15 protein-coding genes and 1 pseudogene are annotated in these 16,787 nt (G+C 66.6%); 9 read left to right on the top strand and 7 right to left on the bottom strand.

All coding sequences use genetic code 11. The features are described 5' to 3' along the window. The first annotated feature begins 41 nt into the window (after window positions 1-41). Together BI347_RS01535 and BI347_RS01530 are read left to right on the top strand one after the other, a co-directional pair. Window positions 42-602, top strand: a complete 561-nt coding sequence (locus BI347_RS01535) for a PAS domain-containing protein (RefSeq protein WP_071115168.1) — start codon at window positions 42-44, stop codon at window positions 600-602. Beyond that, window positions 599-2,020 carry a methyl-accepting chemotaxis protein gene (locus BI347_RS01530; RefSeq protein ID WP_071115167.1) on the top strand — a complete coding sequence of 474 codons (1,422 nt, stop codon included), beginning with the start codon at window positions 599-601 and terminating at the stop codon, window positions 2,018-2,020. Before BI347_RS01535 ends, BI347_RS01530 begins: the two co-directional genes overlap by 4 nt. 71 nt (window positions 2,021-2,091) lie before the next feature. Here the strand turns inward: BI347_RS01530 and BI347_RS01525 are convergent, their stop codons facing one another. Both BI347_RS01525 and adh read right to left on the bottom strand, forming a co-directional pair. Beyond that, a complete protein-coding gene (locus tag BI347_RS01525; protein ID WP_158020692.1) occupies window positions 2,092-2,754 on the bottom strand; it encodes a class I SAM-dependent DNA methyltransferase in 663 nt (220 codons plus the stop codon). Between the two features lie 305 nt (window positions 2,755-3,059). Further along, the gene (gene adh, locus BI347_RS01520; RefSeq protein ID WP_071115166.1) at window positions 3,060-4,562 is read right to left on the bottom strand and encodes an aldehyde dehydrogenase; all 1,503 of its coding nucleotides are present in this window, start codon (window positions 4,560-4,562) and stop codon (window positions 3,060-3,062) included. A gap of 273 nt (window positions 4,563-4,835) precedes the next feature. Between adh and BI347_RS01515 the strand changes: the two genes are divergently transcribed. Beyond that, on the top strand, window positions 4,836-6,698 hold the full coding sequence (locus tag BI347_RS01515) for a sigma-54-dependent Fis family transcriptional regulator (protein ID WP_239690800.1): 1,863 nt from the start codon (window positions 4,836-4,838) through the stop codon (window positions 6,696-6,698). On the opposite strand, the gene BI347_RS01510 is transcribed toward BI347_RS01515, so the two are convergent. Beyond that, a complete protein-coding gene (locus BI347_RS01510; protein ID WP_275638210.1) occupies window positions 6,652-7,251 on the bottom strand; it encodes a LysR substrate-binding domain-containing protein in 600 nt (199 codons plus the stop codon). The two genes, BI347_RS01515 and BI347_RS01510, sit on opposite strands and share 47 nt — an antisense overlap. Window positions 7,252-7,274: 23 nt before the next feature. On the opposite strand from BI347_RS01510, the pseudogene BI347_RS24315 reads away from it, so the two are divergent. Continuing rightward, window positions 7,275-7,694 (top strand): annotated as a pseudogene (locus BI347_RS24315) (NAD(P)H-dependent oxidoreductase); the annotation flags it as partial. Beyond that, window positions 7,670-7,990: a hypothetical protein gene (locus BI347_RS24310; RefSeq protein WP_071111544.1), complete on the top strand. Its 321-nt coding sequence runs from the start codon at window positions 7,670-7,672 to the stop codon at window positions 7,988-7,990. The pseudogene BI347_RS24315 and the gene BI347_RS24310, both read left to right, overlap by 25 nt. Before the next feature lie 124 nt (window positions 7,991-8,114). Here BI347_RS24310 and BI347_RS01495 read toward each other — a convergent pair whose 3' ends face one another. Then, window positions 8,115-8,819 (bottom strand): pseudouridine synthase, encoded by a 705-nt coding sequence (locus tag BI347_RS01495; protein WP_071111545.1) that lies wholly within the window; start codon window positions 8,817-8,819, stop codon window positions 8,115-8,117. Between the two features lie 102 nt (window positions 8,820-8,921). Between BI347_RS01495 and BI347_RS01490 the strand changes: the two genes are divergently transcribed. Beyond that, entirely contained in the window at window positions 8,922-9,911 is a 990-nt protein-coding gene (locus BI347_RS01490) for an FUSC family protein (RefSeq protein WP_071115165.1), read from the top strand. Here BI347_RS01490 and BI347_RS01485 read toward each other — a convergent pair. Continuing rightward, window positions 9,893-11,809, bottom strand: coding sequence for a sensor domain-containing diguanylate cyclase (locus BI347_RS01485; protein ID WP_071115164.1), 1,917 nt, complete (start codon window positions 11,807-11,809; stop codon window positions 9,893-9,895). The genes BI347_RS01490 and BI347_RS01485 overlap by 19 nt on opposite strands. A gap of 221 nt (window positions 11,810-12,030) precedes the next feature. On the opposite strand from BI347_RS01485, the gene BI347_RS01480 reads away from it, so the two are divergent. Then, on the top strand, window positions 12,031-12,594 hold the full coding sequence (locus tag BI347_RS01480; RefSeq protein ID WP_071111548.1) for a TetR/AcrR family transcriptional regulator: 564 nt from the start codon (window positions 12,031-12,033) through the stop codon (window positions 12,592-12,594). 10 nt (window positions 12,595-12,604) lie between these two features. Here BI347_RS01480 and BI347_RS01475 read toward each other — a convergent pair whose 3' ends face one another. Continuing rightward, a complete protein-coding gene (locus BI347_RS01475; RefSeq protein ID WP_083338624.1) occupies window positions 12,605-13,396 on the bottom strand; it encodes a substrate-binding periplasmic protein in 792 nt (263 codons plus the stop codon). A 154-nt stretch (window positions 13,397-13,550) separates the two neighbouring features. Next, window positions 13,551-14,957, bottom strand: coding sequence for a DEAD/DEAH box helicase (locus tag BI347_RS01470; protein WP_071111549.1), 1,407 nt, complete (start codon window positions 14,955-14,957; stop codon window positions 13,551-13,553). A 222-nt stretch (window positions 14,958-15,179) separates the two neighbouring features. Here BI347_RS01470 and BI347_RS01465 point away from each other — a divergent pair, with 222 nt between their 5' ends. Both BI347_RS01465 and BI347_RS01460 read left to right on the top strand, forming a co-directional pair. After that, window positions 15,180-15,872, top strand: a complete 693-nt coding sequence (locus BI347_RS01465; protein ID WP_071111550.1) for an MliC family protein — start codon at window positions 15,180-15,182, stop codon at window positions 15,870-15,872. Between the two features lie 89 nt (window positions 15,873-15,961). Beyond that, window positions 15,962-16,498, top strand: coding sequence for a YaeQ family protein (locus BI347_RS01460; protein WP_071111551.1), 537 nt, complete (start codon window positions 15,962-15,964; stop codon window positions 16,496-16,498). Window positions 16,499-16,787 lie beyond the last annotated feature (289 nt).

Below are 16,787 nucleotides of genomic sequence, written 5' to 3'. Positions count from 1 at the left end.
GCCGGCAATACTACAAAGAACAGGTCAAAGAGACGCAGACAATGGAACAGACAGCAATGGGCAGGGGCGCCGGCCGCGAAGTGCAACTGGCCCCGCACGAATTGATCGTCACCAAGACCGATCCCAGCGGCCACATCACCTACGCCAACCGCGTGTTCATGCGCGTGGCGGGCTATGCCGAACATCAGCTGCTGGGCAAGCCGCACAATCTGATCCGCCACCCCGACATGCCGCGCGGCGCCTACCGGCTGATGTGGCAGACGCTGCAGGCCGGCCATGAATTCTTCGCGCTGGTGAAAAACGCCACCGTGGATGGCAACTACTACTGGGTGCTGGCCAACGTCACACCGGACTACGACCCGCAGGGCCGGCTGCAAGGCTATTACTCGGTGCGCCGCCCGCCCAGCCGCGGCGCCATCGCCGCCATCGAACCGATCTACGCGGAAATGCGCAAGATAGAAGCCGGCCAGGGCAAGGCCAGCGCGCCGGACGCCTCGCGCGACTGGCTGCTGGCGCTGCTGGCGGAAAAAGGCTGCAGCTACCAGGACTTCATCCTGGGGCTGAACGCCGACGTACTGAAAGCCAAAGGAGTCGCCGGATGAGTTCACCCCGCAAAGCCACCCCCTTCCTGCGCTCGCATCTGGTCTGGGTGCTGGCGGGCTTCAACCTGCTGGTGCTGTTGTCCATCGTCGACGACTATCTGCTGCCGGCGGGCGCCCAACTGGCGGTCAGCGCCCTGCTGCTGATCGCCACCCTCGCGCTGTCCTGGTGGCTGTGGCAAAAAGGCAGCCGCATCTTTCTGCTGCTCAACGCCCTCACCCGCCAGTTGGGTCTGGCCTGCAGCGGCGAGCTGCACCACCGCAGCACCGGCACCCGCGAGATGGGCGAAGTCGGCCTGGTGGCCTGGCAGCTGAACGACTTCCTCGACCTGGTGGAAACCTATTTCAAGGAAATCAACACCTGCTTCCAGGAGATCAGCCAAGGCAACTTCTCGCGCCGGCCGCTCAACCAGGGCCTGCCCGGCATCCTGGCCAGCTCGCTGGAGAACGTCAACAAGACCATCCAGACCATGGCCGACAACGACGGCTTCGTGCGCCGCAACCGGCTGTCGTCGCAACTGGCGGCGCTGAACAACCCCAACCTGCGCCACGACCTGTCCGGCAGCCAGCATGATCTCACCGCCATCAGCCAGGCGATGGACGCGGTGGCCGACATCACCCGCGACAACGCCGCCGGCGCCCGCGAAAGCTTGGACAGCGCGGCGGAATTGTCCGGCCATCTGGACACCATCGCCGGCAGCGTCAACAGCATGGATCAGGCCAGCCAGTTGCTGGCGCAGGAGTGGCAAGGCATAGAAAGCTCGCTGGCCGACATCTCGGCCATCGCCGACCAGACCAATCTGCTGGCGCTGAACGCCGCCATCGAGGCCGCCCGCGCCGGCGAAACCGGCCGCGGCTTCGCGGTGGTGGCGGACGAGGTGCGCAAATTGGCCGAGCGCAGCAAGAGCACCGCCCACCAGGTGCAGAACGTGCTGGAATCGCTGTCCACCCGCATTGCCGACATGCAAGCCCAGGCCAGCGACGCCGGCAGCGTGGCCGGCAATGTGCAAACCTCGGTGGAGTCGTTTCGCCAGCGCTTCGCCAGCCTGGCGGAGCAATCCGACCTGGTGCTCAAGCAGGTGAGCGAGGTGCAGCAGAAGTCGCAGACCTCATTGCAGAAAGTGGCGCATGTGATCTACAAGCAGAGCGCCTACCATGCGATAGAGGAAGCCGAAGCGCAGGCGCCGGCGGTAGAGCTGGAACAATGGATAGACGGCGGCGGCGCCAGCCTGTTCGGCACCGACTCCACCCAGGCCTTGCGCCAGCCGCTGTCGCAGCTGCAGCAGCAGGTCGGCGCGGCGCTGGCCGCCGCCAGCCAGAGCGGCCAGCTGGATGAGGCCGGCATCGTCGCGCGGATGCAGGCGATGGAACAGGCCAGCCAGAAACTGCAGCAGGGGCTGGACCAGTTGTCCGCCGTCTGATCGCCGCAGGCACTCCCCAAGCCGGGCCTATGCCCGGCTTTTTCACGCCCGGACGACGGGAAAGGCCGGGATCAGTGGCGATCCGGCAGCCGGTATTGCAGCAGCCAGAAATGCTCGCGCCGCAGGAAAACCATGTCGCTGACGCCGTGCCGCCCCAGCAGGATGCGCAATTCGGTTTCGCTGGGAAAGTTCTTTAATACCCGATGCCGGCTGCCGTCTCGCAGCGGCCGCATCTGGTAGCCATTTCCAGCCTCGTCGTACTCCACCACCGAGTGCTCGCGGCACTGCATCTCGCTGTTGTCGATGAACACCACCTCGGCGCCCGTCTGCAGGCAGCCATGCAGGCCAGCCAGGAAGTCGTCACGCCGCTGCTTGGGCACATGCGAGAACCACAAGCCGGCGAATGCGGCGTCGAAGCCCGCGGCCTCGGCCGGCAGCGCGTACGCGTCCGCCTGACGAAACTCCACCTTGTCCACCCCCTGGCGTTGCCGCGCCAGCGCCAGCGGCTCCGCAACCGCGTCTATCGCCAGATAACGCTGCGCCTGCGGCGCCAGGTATTGCGTCCAGTAACCAGTGCCGCACGCCACTTCCAATACCTTGCGGCCGGCAAGCCGCTGCGGCAAATAGCGCCGCAGCCAGGCCAGATCCAGCGCGCGCTCCGGCATATCGTACACCGCGTCGTAATACTCGGCGCGCTCGGCGTAGTAGGTCTTCATTTCCCCATCCGACTGCATTGTGTTCTCCATGGAGCTTCTCGCGATTTGCAACCTCAATAGCATAACATCATGCAAACACGCTGCAATTTGAAAAAATTACGTAAATAAATAATGTATTTCATTACAAAAATAATAATTAGATATTTGCTCTAGGCAAAAATCATAAACTCCTCGCCAAAAGGCGCTGATAAAATCAGTCAACTGTTCTGTCTTTTCGCAGGCCTCGCCCCCGTAACCATAAAAAAACCGCCCGGCAAAGGGCGGCTGTCCAGATGCGCGGCCAAGCGGTGCTCCGCGCACCGCCATGCGGATGCCGCTGCCGCCTAGAAGAAGCCCAGCTTGTCCTCACCGTAGCTGACCAGCAGGTTCTTGGTCTGCTGATAATGGTCCAGCATCATCTTGTGGGTTTCGCGGCCAATGCCGGACTGCTTGTAGCCGCCAAACGCCGCATGCGCCGGATAAGCGTGGTAGCAGTTGGTCCAGACCCGGCCGGCCTCGATATGGCGGCCCATGAAGAAGGCGGTGTTGATATTACGCGACCACACCCCGGCGCCCAGGCCGTACAGGGTGTCGTTGGCGATGGCCAGCGCCTCGTCGCGGTCCTTGAAGGTAGTGACTGACACCACTGGCCCGAAAATCTCCTCCTGGAAAATGCGCATCTTGTTGTTGCCTTCGAACACCGTCGGCTGAATGTAGAAGCCGCCGGCCAGATCGCCGGCCAGTTGCGCGCGCGCGCCACCGGCCAGCACCTTGGCGCCTTCGTCGCGGCCGATGGCGAGATAGCTCTGGATCTTGTCCATCTGCTCCTGCGACGCCTGCGCGCCTATCATAGTGGCCGGATCCAGCGGATTGCCCTGCCGGATGGCGGCCACGCGCTTGAGGGCCTTTTCCATGAAACGCGGGTAGATAGACTCCTGGATCAGCGCGCGGCTGGGGCAGGTGCAGACTTCGCCCTGGTTGAGCGCGAACATCACGAAGCCTTCTATCGCCTTGTCGAAGAAAGCGTCGTCCTTGGCGGCAACATCGTCGAAGAAGATGTTGGGCGACTTGCCTCCCAGTTCCAGCGTCACTGGAATCAGGTTCTGGCTGGCGTACTGCATGATCAGCCGGCCGGTGCCGGTTTCGCCGGTGAAGGCGATCTTGGCGATGCGCTTGGAGCTCGCCAACGGCTTGCCTGCCTCGACACCGAAGCCGTTCACCACATTGAGCACGCCAGGCGGCAATAGATCGCCCACCAGCTCCATCAGCACCAGGATGGACAACGGCGTCTGCTCGGCCGGCTTGAGCACCACGCAGTTGCCGGCGGCCAACGCCGGCGCCAGCTTCCAGGCCGCCATTAGGATGGGGAAGTTCCACGGGATGATCTGGCCCACCACGCCCAGCGGCTCGTGGAAATGGTAGGACACGGTATTGGCGTCGATCTCGCCCAGACTGCCTTCCTGCGCGCGCACGCAGGCGGCGAAATAGCGGAAATGGTCTATCGCCAGCGGGATGTCGGCGGCGCGGGTTTCGCGGATGGGCTTGCCGTTGTCCCAGGTTTCCACCGTGGCCAGCAGTTCCAGATTCTGCTCCATCCGGTCGGCGATGCGGTTGAGCGCCAGGGCGCGCTCGGTCATCGGGGTGTGGCCCCAGGCGCGGCGGGCGGCATGGGCGGCGTCCAGCGCCTGCTCCACGTCCTGCTCGTCGGAGCGCGCGATCTCGCATAGCGTCTTGCCGGTAATCGGGGTGACATTCTCGAAATAGCGGCCGTTCACCGGCGGCACCCAGCGCCCGCCGATATAGTTGGCGTAGCGCGCTTTCAGTTCGAATCCGGGCAGCAATTGCATCGCAGTCTCCTCTGCTGGTTGGCTATCCATGTTGTGGATAGCGCAACACTGCAAGCGGCATGCCAGCCTCGTGTCATATTGCATGGCAGCACGGTGCCCGCCCCGCTGCGGCAAGGCGCATGTTTTTTTCCTGCCGCAGCGCAGCAGGATCGCGCCAGACCAACGGCTTGCCAGACGGCCGAATCCGCCGATAATCGACCCGATATTCCACCCCAACTGTCGCAGGCTGACACAGCTGTCGCGCTACGCCGGCGCAGCCTGCCGGAGTCGCGCATGAGCCAAGCTTCCCGCCTGCCGCTGAACGAAATCCGCCGCCGCTTCTTCGCCGATCAGCCGTTGCCCGGCCAGGCCTTGCCGGCGCCCATCCTGCATTCCTGGCAACGCTGCCGCGGCCTGGGGCTGCCGGCCGGCGGCGGCGGCGGAGGCGAACGGCTGGAGGAAGCGCAGCTGCGCGAGCGGCGCGAGGCGAATGCCGGCTGGCTGGAGCCGGCGCGGCCGGCGCTGGCGGGGCTGTTCGAACAGGTTGGCCCCAACGGCCTGGTGCTGGTGGTGGCCGACCGCGACGGCATGATCCTGGACGAAAGCGGCGAAGCCGGTTTTCTCGACAAGGCGCAGCGGCTGGCGCTGCTGCCGGGCATGGACTGGAGCGAGGCCGCGCGCGGCACCAACGCCATCGGCACCGCGCTGGCAGCGGCGGACAGCGTGCTGGTGCGCGGCGCCGAACACTATCTGGAACGCAACCGCGGCCTGGCCTGCGCCGCCAGTCCGCTGCTGGACCCGCAAGGCCGCATGCTGGGCGCGCTGGACGTCAGCGGCGCCAGCCGCAAGCTGGGCCAGGCGCAGCAGCTGGCGGTGCGGGCGGCGCGCTGCCAGATCGAGGCCCAGTTGTTCGCCGACGCCGCCCGCCATGGCTGGCGGCTGAGCCTGCACCACGATCCGCGCCTGTTGGACAGCCCGGCCGCCTGCCAGCTGGCCTTCGACGAGGACGGCCGCCTACTGGCCGCCAACCGCGCCGGCCTAACCTTGTGCGGCCTGGAACCGGGCAACTGGCGGCCGCGCCACTTCGCCGCCTTGTTCGGCCAGAGCCTGGAACACTGGCTGCACAGGCATGGCCAGGCGATAGGCGCGCTGGAAGCCGGCGCGCAGCGCTTCTCCGCCCGGCTGCGGCCGCCCGCCCCGCGCCTTGCTGCCAGCGCCGTCGGCATGGCCAAGCCGGCGGCCGGCGCTCCGGCATCCGCGCCATGTCCGCCCCCCGTACTGGACGGCCTGCCGCCAAACCTGTTCGCCACCGCGCTCAAGCTGCTGGAGGCCGACATTCCGGTGCTGATCCTGGGCGAAACCGGCACCGGCAAGGACAGGCTGGCGCGCGCGCTGCATCTGGCCGGCAGCCGCCGCGCCGCGCCGTTCGTGGCGGTGAACTGCGCGGCGATACCGGAAGGCTTGATAGAAGCGGAGCTATTCGGCTACCAGCCGGGCGCCTATACCGGCGCCAGCCGCCAGGGCAGCAAGGGCAGGCTGCGCGAGGCCGAAGGCGGCGTACTGTTCCTGGACGAGATAGGCGACATGCCGCTGTCGCTGCAGGCGCGGCTGCTCAGGGTGCTGCAGGAGCGGGAGGTGACGCCGCTGGGCGGCGGCGCGGCGCAGAAGCTGGATTTCCGCCTGATCTGCGCCACCCACCATGAGCTGCGCGCGCGGGTGGACGACGGCACCTTCCGCGCCGACCTCTACTATCGGCTGTGCCATTACCCGCTGACGCTGCCGCCGTTGCGCGAACGCGGCGACGTCGCCGCGCTGGCGCAGCGCCTGCTCGACCAGATGGGCGCCGGCCGCCGCGGCATATCGATCTCGCCGCAACTGGCTCGGGCGTTGCGCGGCTACCGCTGGCCCGGCAATCTCAGGGAGTTGTCCAATCTGCTGGCCACCTTGCTGGCGCTGGCCGACGACGGCGCGGCGCTGACGCCGGAGCAGATGCCGCAGACCTTGCGCGAAGACATGCGCCGCCAGGGCCACGCGGTGGCCAGCGACGCCATCGCGGAACTGCTGCGCCGCTGCGGCGGCAACGCCAGCGCCGCGGCGCGCGCGCTGGGGATCAGCCGCTCCACGCTGTACCGGCGGCTGGGCAAGGCCAAAGACTGAGCTTGCGCGGGCCCGCACGCCCAAGCCGCAAGCCTAAACCGCCTCGCCCATCAGCCCGGCCAAGGTCCGGCGTATCCAGCGCTGGCCGGGATGGCCATGATTGCGCTCGTGCCACGCCAAATGCGCGCAGCGGAAACGGGCATTCCCGCACCGTCAATCGGCCGCGCCATGCCGACATCAGCTTCTCCGGCATCAAGGAAACGAAATCGGTCTGCGCCACCATATCCGGCACAAATAAAAATGACGCGGCCGACAAGGCGACATGCCGCGACCATCCTTGCTCGGCCAACACCGTGTCCACGGCAGTGGAAAAATCGCCGCCGGCGAGCGAAACCACCACATGCTCCAGCGCCAGGTACCGCTGCGGCGTGATTTCGCCTTGCATAGCCGGATGATTCCGGCGTCCGATCAGCACATAGCGGTCATCGAACAGCGGCCTGGAATGAAGGCTGGGCGGCACGCAATCGGGACTGATCAAGGCCAGATCGACTTCGCCACGCTCGGCCTGCCCCTGCAGACGGGCCGGCTCCAGATGCCGCACCGCCACCTGGATGCCGGGCGCGGCAGGGCCATCGAGTTCTGCAATCCGACCTGTATGGCATGCGCTGGAAAGCGGTGCTGGATGCCGATGACTTCCCGGACCGCGCCGATCCTGAACGCTTGTGCTTCATAACGGAGTCCGGCCATGCCTACACCAGCGGCGCGCAAGCGGCCGACGTCGCGGAGGAACAGCGCAAGCTGCTGGCCGCCGACGCGGTGATTCTGCTGTTTCCCTTGTGGTGGTATGGCATCCCCGCCATCCTCAAGGGCTGGTTCGAGCGGGTTTACGCTTATGGCTTCGGCTATGGCTACCGCGGCGCAGGCAACCGGCTGCGCTTCGGCGACGGCATGCTCAAAGGCAAGCGGGCGATGCTGGCGACCATGGTGGGCGGCGGCGAGCGGGATTACGGGCCGCGCGGCATCAATGGGCCTTGCCGGAGCTGCTGTTCCCGGTGACTCATGGCTGCCTGTTCTATCCCGGTATGGACGTGCTGCCCACGCATGCGGTGTACGGCGTCAACCATCTGAGCCGCGAAGCGGTGAAACAGCAGTTGGGCATCTGGCGGCGCAGGCTGGCCGGCCTGTTCGACGAAACGCCGATACCGTTCCGGCGCCAGAACGGCGGAGACTATCCCGACGGTCATCAACTGGCGCTGCAGGTCGCCCCCGGGCAAACCGGCCTGCGGGCGCACGTCGACGCTCCCCGCGGCTACGCGCCGCGCCAGATCCAGGCAGAAGCGCCAGCGCAGTGAAAAACGGCGGGGAGGCCGCCTCCCCGCCGTTTCATTTTGTCCCCAGCCCAATGCGGCCGCCGCGATACGCCAAGAAAAACGCCGGGTCGCAAGACCGCGGCGCGTTGCTTACCGAGCAGCCGGCTCAGAACCCGAACGCCGCCAACTCCTCCGCGGAAAGATGGCGCCACTTGCCTGCCGGTAAATCTCCCAGCGCAATGGAGCCCAGGCTTTCGCGGTGCAACGCCTCGACGCGGTTGCTGGCAGCCGCCACCATGCGCTTCACCTGATGATACTTGCCTTCGGTGATGGTCAACCGGATGGTGTGCGCGTCCAGCTGCTCCACGCTGTCGGCGGCGAATTCGCGCGCCTCGTCGTTGAGGTAGACGCCGCTCTGCAGCTGGGAGATCAGCTCCGGCGTGGCCTCGTGCTTGAGGGTAACGCGGTAGACCTTGGCCACCAGCTTCTTCGGCGAACTGAGCGCGTGGATGAACTGGCCGTTGTTGGACAGCAGGATCAGTCCGGTGGTGTCCACGTCCAGCCGGCCGACCGCCGACAGGTCCAGGTTGGAGAACTGGTCCGGCAGCAGCCGGTAGATGCTGGGATGGCACTGCGGCTTGTGCGAAGTTTCGTAATTGGCCGGCTTGTGTAGCAAGAGGTATAGCGGGCCGATCACCAGCGGCCACGGCTCGTCGTCCACCACCAGGCTGGAGATGTCCGTCGGCTCGAACTGGGCGCGGTAGTTGTCCACCACCTCGCCATTCACTTCCACCAGGCCGTATTCGATCAGCTGGCGGCATTCCTTGCGGCCGCCGAAGCCTTGTTGTTGCAACAGTCGATAGAGTTCCATCCCGCGATGTTAGCACGCGCCCTGGCCCGGCGCGCGGCTTGCCTGGCCCGACTCCCGCAGCCATAGTCAATTCACCGGCAACCGCCGCAATGGGAAACCCGCATGCCGCATCGCAAGCTCGCCCTGCACAGCCTGGGCTGGTTGCGCTACCAGCGCCGCCGCATCCTGCGCGCCGGCCAGATCAGCGCGCTGCTGTTCGCTCCGGCGGTGGGATTGGCTCTGGCCGGCCACGCCGCCGCGGTCTTCCTGTTCGCGCTGGCCGCCAACTATAGCGTGCTGTGCATGATCCTGGCGCGCCGGCTGCAGCCCTGGTCGGTGCCAGCCATTCCGGCGCTATACCTGGCGGGCCGGCTGTGCGTCGGCCAGCCGCTGGCGATGGCGCTGCTGCTGAGTGCCTGCCTGGCGCTGCTGGCCGCCAGCGCGCGCCGCGGGCTGCACAAGGGCATGCAGTTTTGGGTGTTTGCGTTGCTGCTGGGCAATATGACCCCGACGGCGGCGATCGCGCCATGGCAGGAGGCCGGCTGGATGCTGCTGGGCGCCAGCTATGGCGGCGCGCTGGCGCGGATCGGCCTGGCGGACTGGTTCCAGGCGCTGCCCGGCGCGGCGGCGGCCGATGCGCGGCGTTACGCCTGGCATCTGCTGCCGTGGGGCATGCTGGCCTGGCTGGCCGGCAACTGGATGCACGGCGCCCACGCCTGGTGGCTGCCGCTCGCGGTGGTGGCCATCCCCGATCCGTCGCCGGAGCGGATGCTGTGGCTGGCGCGGGAGAGGGCCATCGGCACCCTGGCCGGCACGCTGCTCAGCGGCCTGCTGTACTGGACGCTGCTGTGGCTGAGCCTGGCGCCGGTATGGCATGTGCTGGCGCTGTGCCTGCTGCAGATGCTGCTGCTGATCACCATCCGCCACAGCTTCCGCGTCTTCATCGCCATGCTCACCGCGCTAGTGCTGTCGCTGCTGCCGCCGACTCAATTGGCGCACGGCATGCTGGAAAGAGTCGCCGACACCCTGATCGCCGCGATGCTGCTCGGCGCGCTGGCCTGGTTCCTGCGCCAGCGCCGGCCGCTGCCGCGCGCTCAGGACAGCAGCGACTGAAGCGGCGACGCGATGCATACCCGGTCGCGGCCCTGCTGCTTGGCCTGGTACAGCGCCTCGTCGGCGGCGAGCACCACACTCTCGGCGTCCTCGCCATGCAGCGGGCTGAGCGCCAGGCCGATCGACAAGGTCAGCGACAGCGTGTGGCCCAGCGCTTCGATCGGCATGCGCCGCACCGTCTCGCACAGCTGCTGCGCCTTGGCGTGCGCGGCCTCCAGCGACGCGCCGGGCAGCAACACGAAAAACTCCTCGCCGCCGTAGCGGCAGACGATGTCGCCGCAGCGGAAATGGTCGCTCAGGTAGGCGCCCAGCGCGGTCAGCACCAGGTCGCCGCAGCGGTGGCCGTAGGTGTCGTTGACCCGCTTGAAGTGGTCCGCGTCCACCATCAGCACCGCCACGTCGCGGTGCAGCGCCAGCATGTGGGCCAGCACCCGCGGCAGGATCTCGTCCAGATGGCGGCGGTTGAACAGGCCGGTCAGCGGGTCGCGCAGCGCCTGTTCGCGCAGCCCCTGCTGCAGCACTTCGATTTCGCCGACATGGCGGCGCAGCGCGGCGTTGGCGTCTTGCAGGCTCTGCTCCAGCCGCTTGCGTTCGCTGATGTCGTTGATGCCGTTGATCACATACCAGACCTTGTCGCTCCTCACCATCGAACAGGAGATCAGCGCCCAGAATTCCCGCCCCTGCGCGTCCTTGAGCTTCACCTCGCGGTCCAGCACCTTGCCGCCGACGCGCAGCGCCTGGGACACCTGCTCGCGCTCCGCCGGATCGACGTAGAAATCCTGCACCCGCAGCGCCAGCTCGGGTCGCAGCCGGGCGCCGAACAACTCCTCGGCGCGGGTGTTGGCGTAGATCAACTCGCCGCCGGACAGGCGGTTCATCGCCAGTGGAAACGGCGCCGCGTCGGCCATCAGCCTGAGCCTGGCCTCGCTCTCCGCCAGCTGGCTGGTGCGTTCCCCCACCTTGGCCTCCAGCGACTGGTTGGCTTGCAGCAGGCGGCTTTCCACCAGCCGCCTCTCCTCCAGCAGCGCGCCGAACACCAACAGGGTTACCGACTGCGCCAGCGCCAGCAAGGCCACGTTCAGCAGCGAATGGCCGCCGCCGTCTATCGCCAGCGCGCCATGGCCCAGCCGCACGCCGGCCAGCGCCGCCGCGGCCACCGCCAGCGCCAGCAGATGCGCCAGCAGCGGCTGGCCGCGAAACGCCAACCACAACAGCGGCATGATGAACAGATAAGGAAGCATGGCGTAGTAGCCGCCACGGCCATCCAGCCCGCAGCACACCAGCAGCGCCAGCGCCAGCGTGGGCAGCGCCACCATCGCGCTCTCGCGCCAGCGCGCCGCTGCGGCGCTCGGCCGGCCGACGTCCGGCTGGCTGAGCAGCAGCAGGATGGGCACCAGGGTCAGGCTCAGCACCATGTCGCCCAGCCAGGCCTGCAGACCGGCCAGCCCCAGTGCCGGCAGGCGGTGCGCATGGCCGGGCAGCAACGCGAACACCTGGCCCAGCGCGGCCAGCAAGCCGCCCAACGCGGCGACGCCGAACAGGAACACCAGCACATCCGCCAACTGGAAAAACGGCAAGCGCCGCTGCCGCAGCAGACCGGCGCCCAGCAGCGCCGCCCCCATGCTGCTGGCGGCCCGCAGCAGCGCGTCGCCCGCCTGCGCCCCTGGCTCCCGCCATGCCAGCCACAGCGCGGCCAGCGCCAGCGCCGGCCAGACTCGCTTGCCCAGCCGCAGCAGCAACACCACCGCCAACGGCAGTTCCGGCTGCAGCAAGCCGGCCAGCGGCGGCGGCAGCAGCCGCGCCAGCAGCATCGCGAACGCCGCATAGGCCAAACCCGTCCCGCCCTGGCGAAGCACGGCGTCTCCCAGATTGCGCAATGAAGCATCGCTTGGCGACATCTCGGTTCCATCCTGAAAGGGCGGGCCGACTCCACCCATTTATTATGCATTTCAGATTAGCTGGCGCCGGCGGGCAAATCCATGTAATCGCCATGGCATGATGTGAACGATTATTTCCGGATGGAGGCGGCGGGATGCCGCCCCAGGCGCTATCCCGATGATTCATTTAGACAATGTTTATATTATAGTGATCATGCAAAATGGCCCGATCAGGAGGACGCATGCGTTATCCCGCTTCGCACAAGCTCCAGACCCGACGCCGCATCGTCGCCATGGCCTCGCTGCGCTTCCGCGCCGAAGGACTGGCCCAGGTCGGCATCGCCAATCTGATGGCGGATCTCGGCCTGACCCATGGCGGCTTCTACGCCCATTTCGCCAGCAAGGAGGCGCTGATCGCCGCCGCCTGCGGCGAGGCGCTGGAGCAAATGAACCGCCACTGGCGCCAGCAACTGGCGGACAGCCGCGACGGCGGCTGCCTGGCGGCGCTGGCCGGCCAATACCTGAGCCCCGCCCACCGCGACTTCTGCGACTCCGGCTGCCTGACGGCGGCGCTGGCCGGCGAACTGGCGCGCCAGGGTCCCGAAGTGCGGCAGCGCTTCACCGACGGCTTGCAGCCGATGCTGGACACCTTGGATGAGGCCAGGCGGCGCGACGGCACCGGCCCGGCGCCGCTGGTCGGCCTGGCATTGATGGTGGGAGCGCTGTTGCTGGCGCGGACGGTCAGCGACAGCGGACTGTCGCAGCGGATACTTGACGAGGCGCGCGCGGCGCTGCTGGACGGCTAGGCCCGCGCCGTCACGGCGAGAAGCTTCTGGGCATCAGACAGGCTTCGCGGGTTTCCTGCAGCAGGCGCTCGAAATCGCCGCTGTCCTGCAAGGCCTTCAACCCATGATTGAAGCGCTCCACCAGTTCCTTGCCGCGCGCGTGCTTGCGCCAGATCACCACGTGCAGCGGCGCTGACCAGAACGATTTGTTCTGCGCGTCCAGCAGGCTGGCCTGCGCCGGCGGGAAATGATGGGCGATCAGGTATTTGCCCACTTCCAGATCGATGGGGAACAGATCGATGCGGCCGGCCAACAACTTGCGCAGGTTGATCAGGTCGTCCGGCGCGCTGTCCACCGTCAGCATCCCGTTCTTGACCTGGGCATCGAAGTCGTCGGAATAGAAATTGCCCACCGTGACACCCACCCTGACCCCCTTGAGGTCGGCCCAGCGGCTCCAGTCCAGCCGGTGCTCCTTGCGCTGGAAAAACACCATACGCGCCGACAACACCGGCAGCGTATACAGGAGGTCGCGCTTGCGCTCGGCGGTGGGCGCCCAGCCGAAGCTGCCGTCCACCTGGCCGTTGCGCGCCGACTGCAGCGTGCGGTTGTTGGGATAATAGCGGTAGGTGACGTCGACGCCGCCGCGGGCGAAGGCTTCCTTCACCAGCCGCGACAGAATGCCGTCGTACGGCAACTCCTGGCCCATGTACGGCGGCCATTCCTGATTGGACAGGGTGATCTTGAGGCGCGGGGCAGCCTCAACCGGAGCCGCCTGCAGCACGGCCCAGCTCAGGATACCCAGCAGATAGCCGTGGTATCGCATTGTTTTCCCGATTCTTGCAAAAGTCAGCAAGCCGTCCGTTGTTTTATATGCTGCAGACAGTCTTTCCGCTGAGCATAACCGGCAATGCGATAGGCTTCAATGCGAATGGGCCCGGTGGAATTCACACCGGGCCCATTGCGTTTAAACCGTTGGCTTAACGGCTTTTAGGCGGGCTGAACAGCGCGGCGCGCGGCGCCGAGGATTTGGGCGAACGCGCGCCTTCCTGGCGCGCCTGGCCTTGGCCCTGGGCGGCGCCGCGGTGGCCGTGGCCGGCCGGCTTGCTTTCGGTCTGGTGGCGCGGCTTGGAAGCCGGGTTGCGCGGCTGCTGGCTGCGACCCTGGCCACCACGGCCCTGGCCTTGCCCCTGGCCGCGGCCACGGGCGCCGCCGCCCATCGGGATCGGCTCCGGCTTGACGTTGAGGTCGGCCTCGAAGCCGGGCACGGTGAAACGCTCGATCGACATCTTGATCATCTTCTCGATGTCGCGCAGGAAGCTGAACTCGTCCACGCACACCAGCGACAACGCTTCGCCCGGCGTGCCGGCGCGGCCGGTGCGGCCGATGCGGTGCACATAGTCTTCCGCCACATTGGGCAATTCGAAGTTGACCACGTGCGGCAGCTGGTCGATGTCCAGGCCGCGCGCGGCGATGTCGGTGGCCACCAGCACCTGCAACTCGCCGCTCTTGAAGTCGGCCAGCGCGCGAGTGCGGGCGTTCTGGCTCTTGTTGCCGTGGATGGCGGCGGCCGAGATGCCGATCTTGTCCAGCTTTTCCGCCAGGCGGTTGGCGCCGTGTTTGGTGCGGGTGAACACCAGCACCTGGAACCAATTGTGCTCGCGGATGAGATGGATCAACAGGTCGGTCTTCTTATCGCGGTCGACCAGGTGCACCTTCTGGGTCACCAGCTCGTTGGTGGTGTTGCGGCGCGCCACTTCCACCAGCTTGGGGTTGTCCAGCAAGCGGTCGGCCAGCGACTTGATCTCGTCGGAGAAAGTGGCGGAGAACAGCAGATTCTGCCGCTTGGCCGGTAGCATCGCCAGCACCTTCTTGATATCGTGGATGAAGCCCATGTCCAGCATGCGGTCGGCTTCGTCCAGCACCAGGATTTCCACGCCGGACAAATCGATGGTCTTCTGGCCGGCGTGGTCCAGCAGGCGGCCCGGCGTCGCCACCAAGATGTCCACCGACGAGCGCAACGCCTTGATCTGCGGATTGATGTTGACGCCGCCGAACATCACCAACGACTTCAGCGGCAGGTATTTGCTATAAGTACGTACCGACTCTTCCACCTGGGCGGCCAGCTCGCGGGTGGGGGTCAGCACCAGCGCGCGCGGACGGCCGGCCTTGTGGCTGGGCGAGCGCATCAAGAGCTGCAACAGCGGCAGGGTGAAACCGGCGGTCTTGCCGGTGCCGGTCTGGGCCGCGGCCAGCAGATCGCCGCCTTGCAGCACTTGCGGAATGGCCTGAGCCTGGATGGGCGTGGGCGTGGTATAACCGGTATCGGCGACCGCGCGCAACAAAGGGTCTGCCAGGCCTAGGTCGGCAAAGGTAAGATCGGACATAATATGCTCCTGCGACGGCCTATCGCAGAACTGCGACCAATCCAGGCTGACGGGAAAAAGAAGTTGGACTCGATGATGAGAAAGGCGTGCGGGACTGGTACTCGCACGAAGCGTCGCAGTGTACAGGCATTCGCCGGGGATGGGAACTCATCGCCCCGCCCCGCGCCAAAGAGCCGGCGCACCCACCGGCGCGCTCCATGTTGTCGTTTTTGAGGATTGAATATGCCCATAGCCTCATTCAGGCTGATAGGCTTGCTGCTGCTGCTTCCCGCGCTGGCGCTGGCCGGCAGGAACGACCGGTCGCACGCGGCCGGCTCAGGCCGCGTCCAGACGGATACAGGCAAACCCGTTGATGAAAATGGCGACGCGCCGCCGCCGGTGGCCACCGACTTCCATTGCGACAAACCCGCCAATATGGTGGAAAGCATGGTTTGCCAGGACGACGGCCTGACCCGGCTCGACAACCGCCTGGAGAAAGTCTACACCCAGGCGATGGGCCAGGCGGAACAAAACCGCAACGGCGCCCAGGCCAAGCTGGTCGGCGAACAGAAACGCTGGGTAAAAAGTCTGAAGGACTGCCTGAAGAACGAAGACCCGCACATGTGCCTGGGCGACGCCTACATCCTGCGCATTTCGCAACTGCAGGCGGCCTGGAGCCTGGCGCCTTCGCTGACGCCGCTGCGCTACCTATGCCGCGGCCAGCCCTCGTCCACCATCCTGGCCACCTTCTACCGCACTCATCCGGCCACCGCCAAACTGGAGCGCGGCAACACCCTGGTCATCGTGCACCAGGGCCTGAGCGGCAGCGGCGCGCGCTATGTCGGCCAGGGCGTGGAGTTCTGGATCAAGGGCCGCGACGCCAGCGTCAACTGGCGCGGCGAATCGCTGGAGTGCACCAGCCAGCCCACGCCGTGAAACATGGCGCCTGAGCGCGCCTGCGGTTAGAATCGGTCGCCCGCGCCGCATCCCCGCGCCGGGCCGACCGACTTCACGAAGATCCTGCCATGGCCCTGACCGCCACCATTTACAAAGCCTCCCTGACGCTGTCCGACATGGACCGCGGCTATTACGCCAGCCATCAGCTGACCCTGGCGCAGCATCCCTCGGAGACGCTGGAGCGGATGATGCTGCGCGTCGCCGCTTTCGCGCTCAACGCCAGCGAAACGCTGAGCTTCACCCGCGGCCTCAGCGCCGACGACGAACCGGAGCTGTGGCAAAAGAACTATTCCGACGAGATCGAACTATGGCTGGAGCTGGGCGAGCCGGACGAGAAGCGGCTGAAGAAGGCCTGCAGCCGTTCCGACAAGGTGATCCTGTACAGCTATGGCGGCCGCGCCAGCGAAGTGTGGTGGAGCCAGATCGAGAACAAGCTGTCGCGGCTGGACAAGCTGGAAGTGTTCCGCATCGACAGCGAAGCGCTGCAGCAGCTGACCGGCCTGGCCCAGCGCAGCATGCAGCTGAACATCACCATCCAGGACGGCCAGATGTGGCTGGCCGACGAGCAGCACACCGTGCTGCTCGAACCGCAGCGGCTGAAGTAAGCGCCGCCACCCTGGCAGCAGGATGCAAACGGACCATGCAGCAGCCATTGAGCTTGAGAATCGCGCAGGCCGGCGATGCCTGGCCGCCATCCATGCCGCCAGTTGGCAGAGCAGCTACCGCGGCATTTTTCCGGACGACTAACAGGACCGCCTGGCTCCGGCGGAAAGACTGGCGCTGTGGCGGCGGCGCTTCGCCGCGCCGCAAACGTGCTGGGTGTGGCTGGCCTGCTGGCAGGACCATCCGGTCGGCTTCGTCTGCTTGATGGCGGCAGCCGCCGCCGAAGCGCGC

Origin of the sequence: Chromobacterium sphagni, from assembly GCF_001855575.1 — a bacterium.
GTDB lineage: Bacteria > Pseudomonadota > Gammaproteobacteria > Burkholderiales > Chromobacteriaceae > Chromobacterium > Chromobacterium sphagni.
Note: the sequence above shows the minus strand (reverse complement) of the source record. Positions and strands in the feature narration are given on the sequence as shown.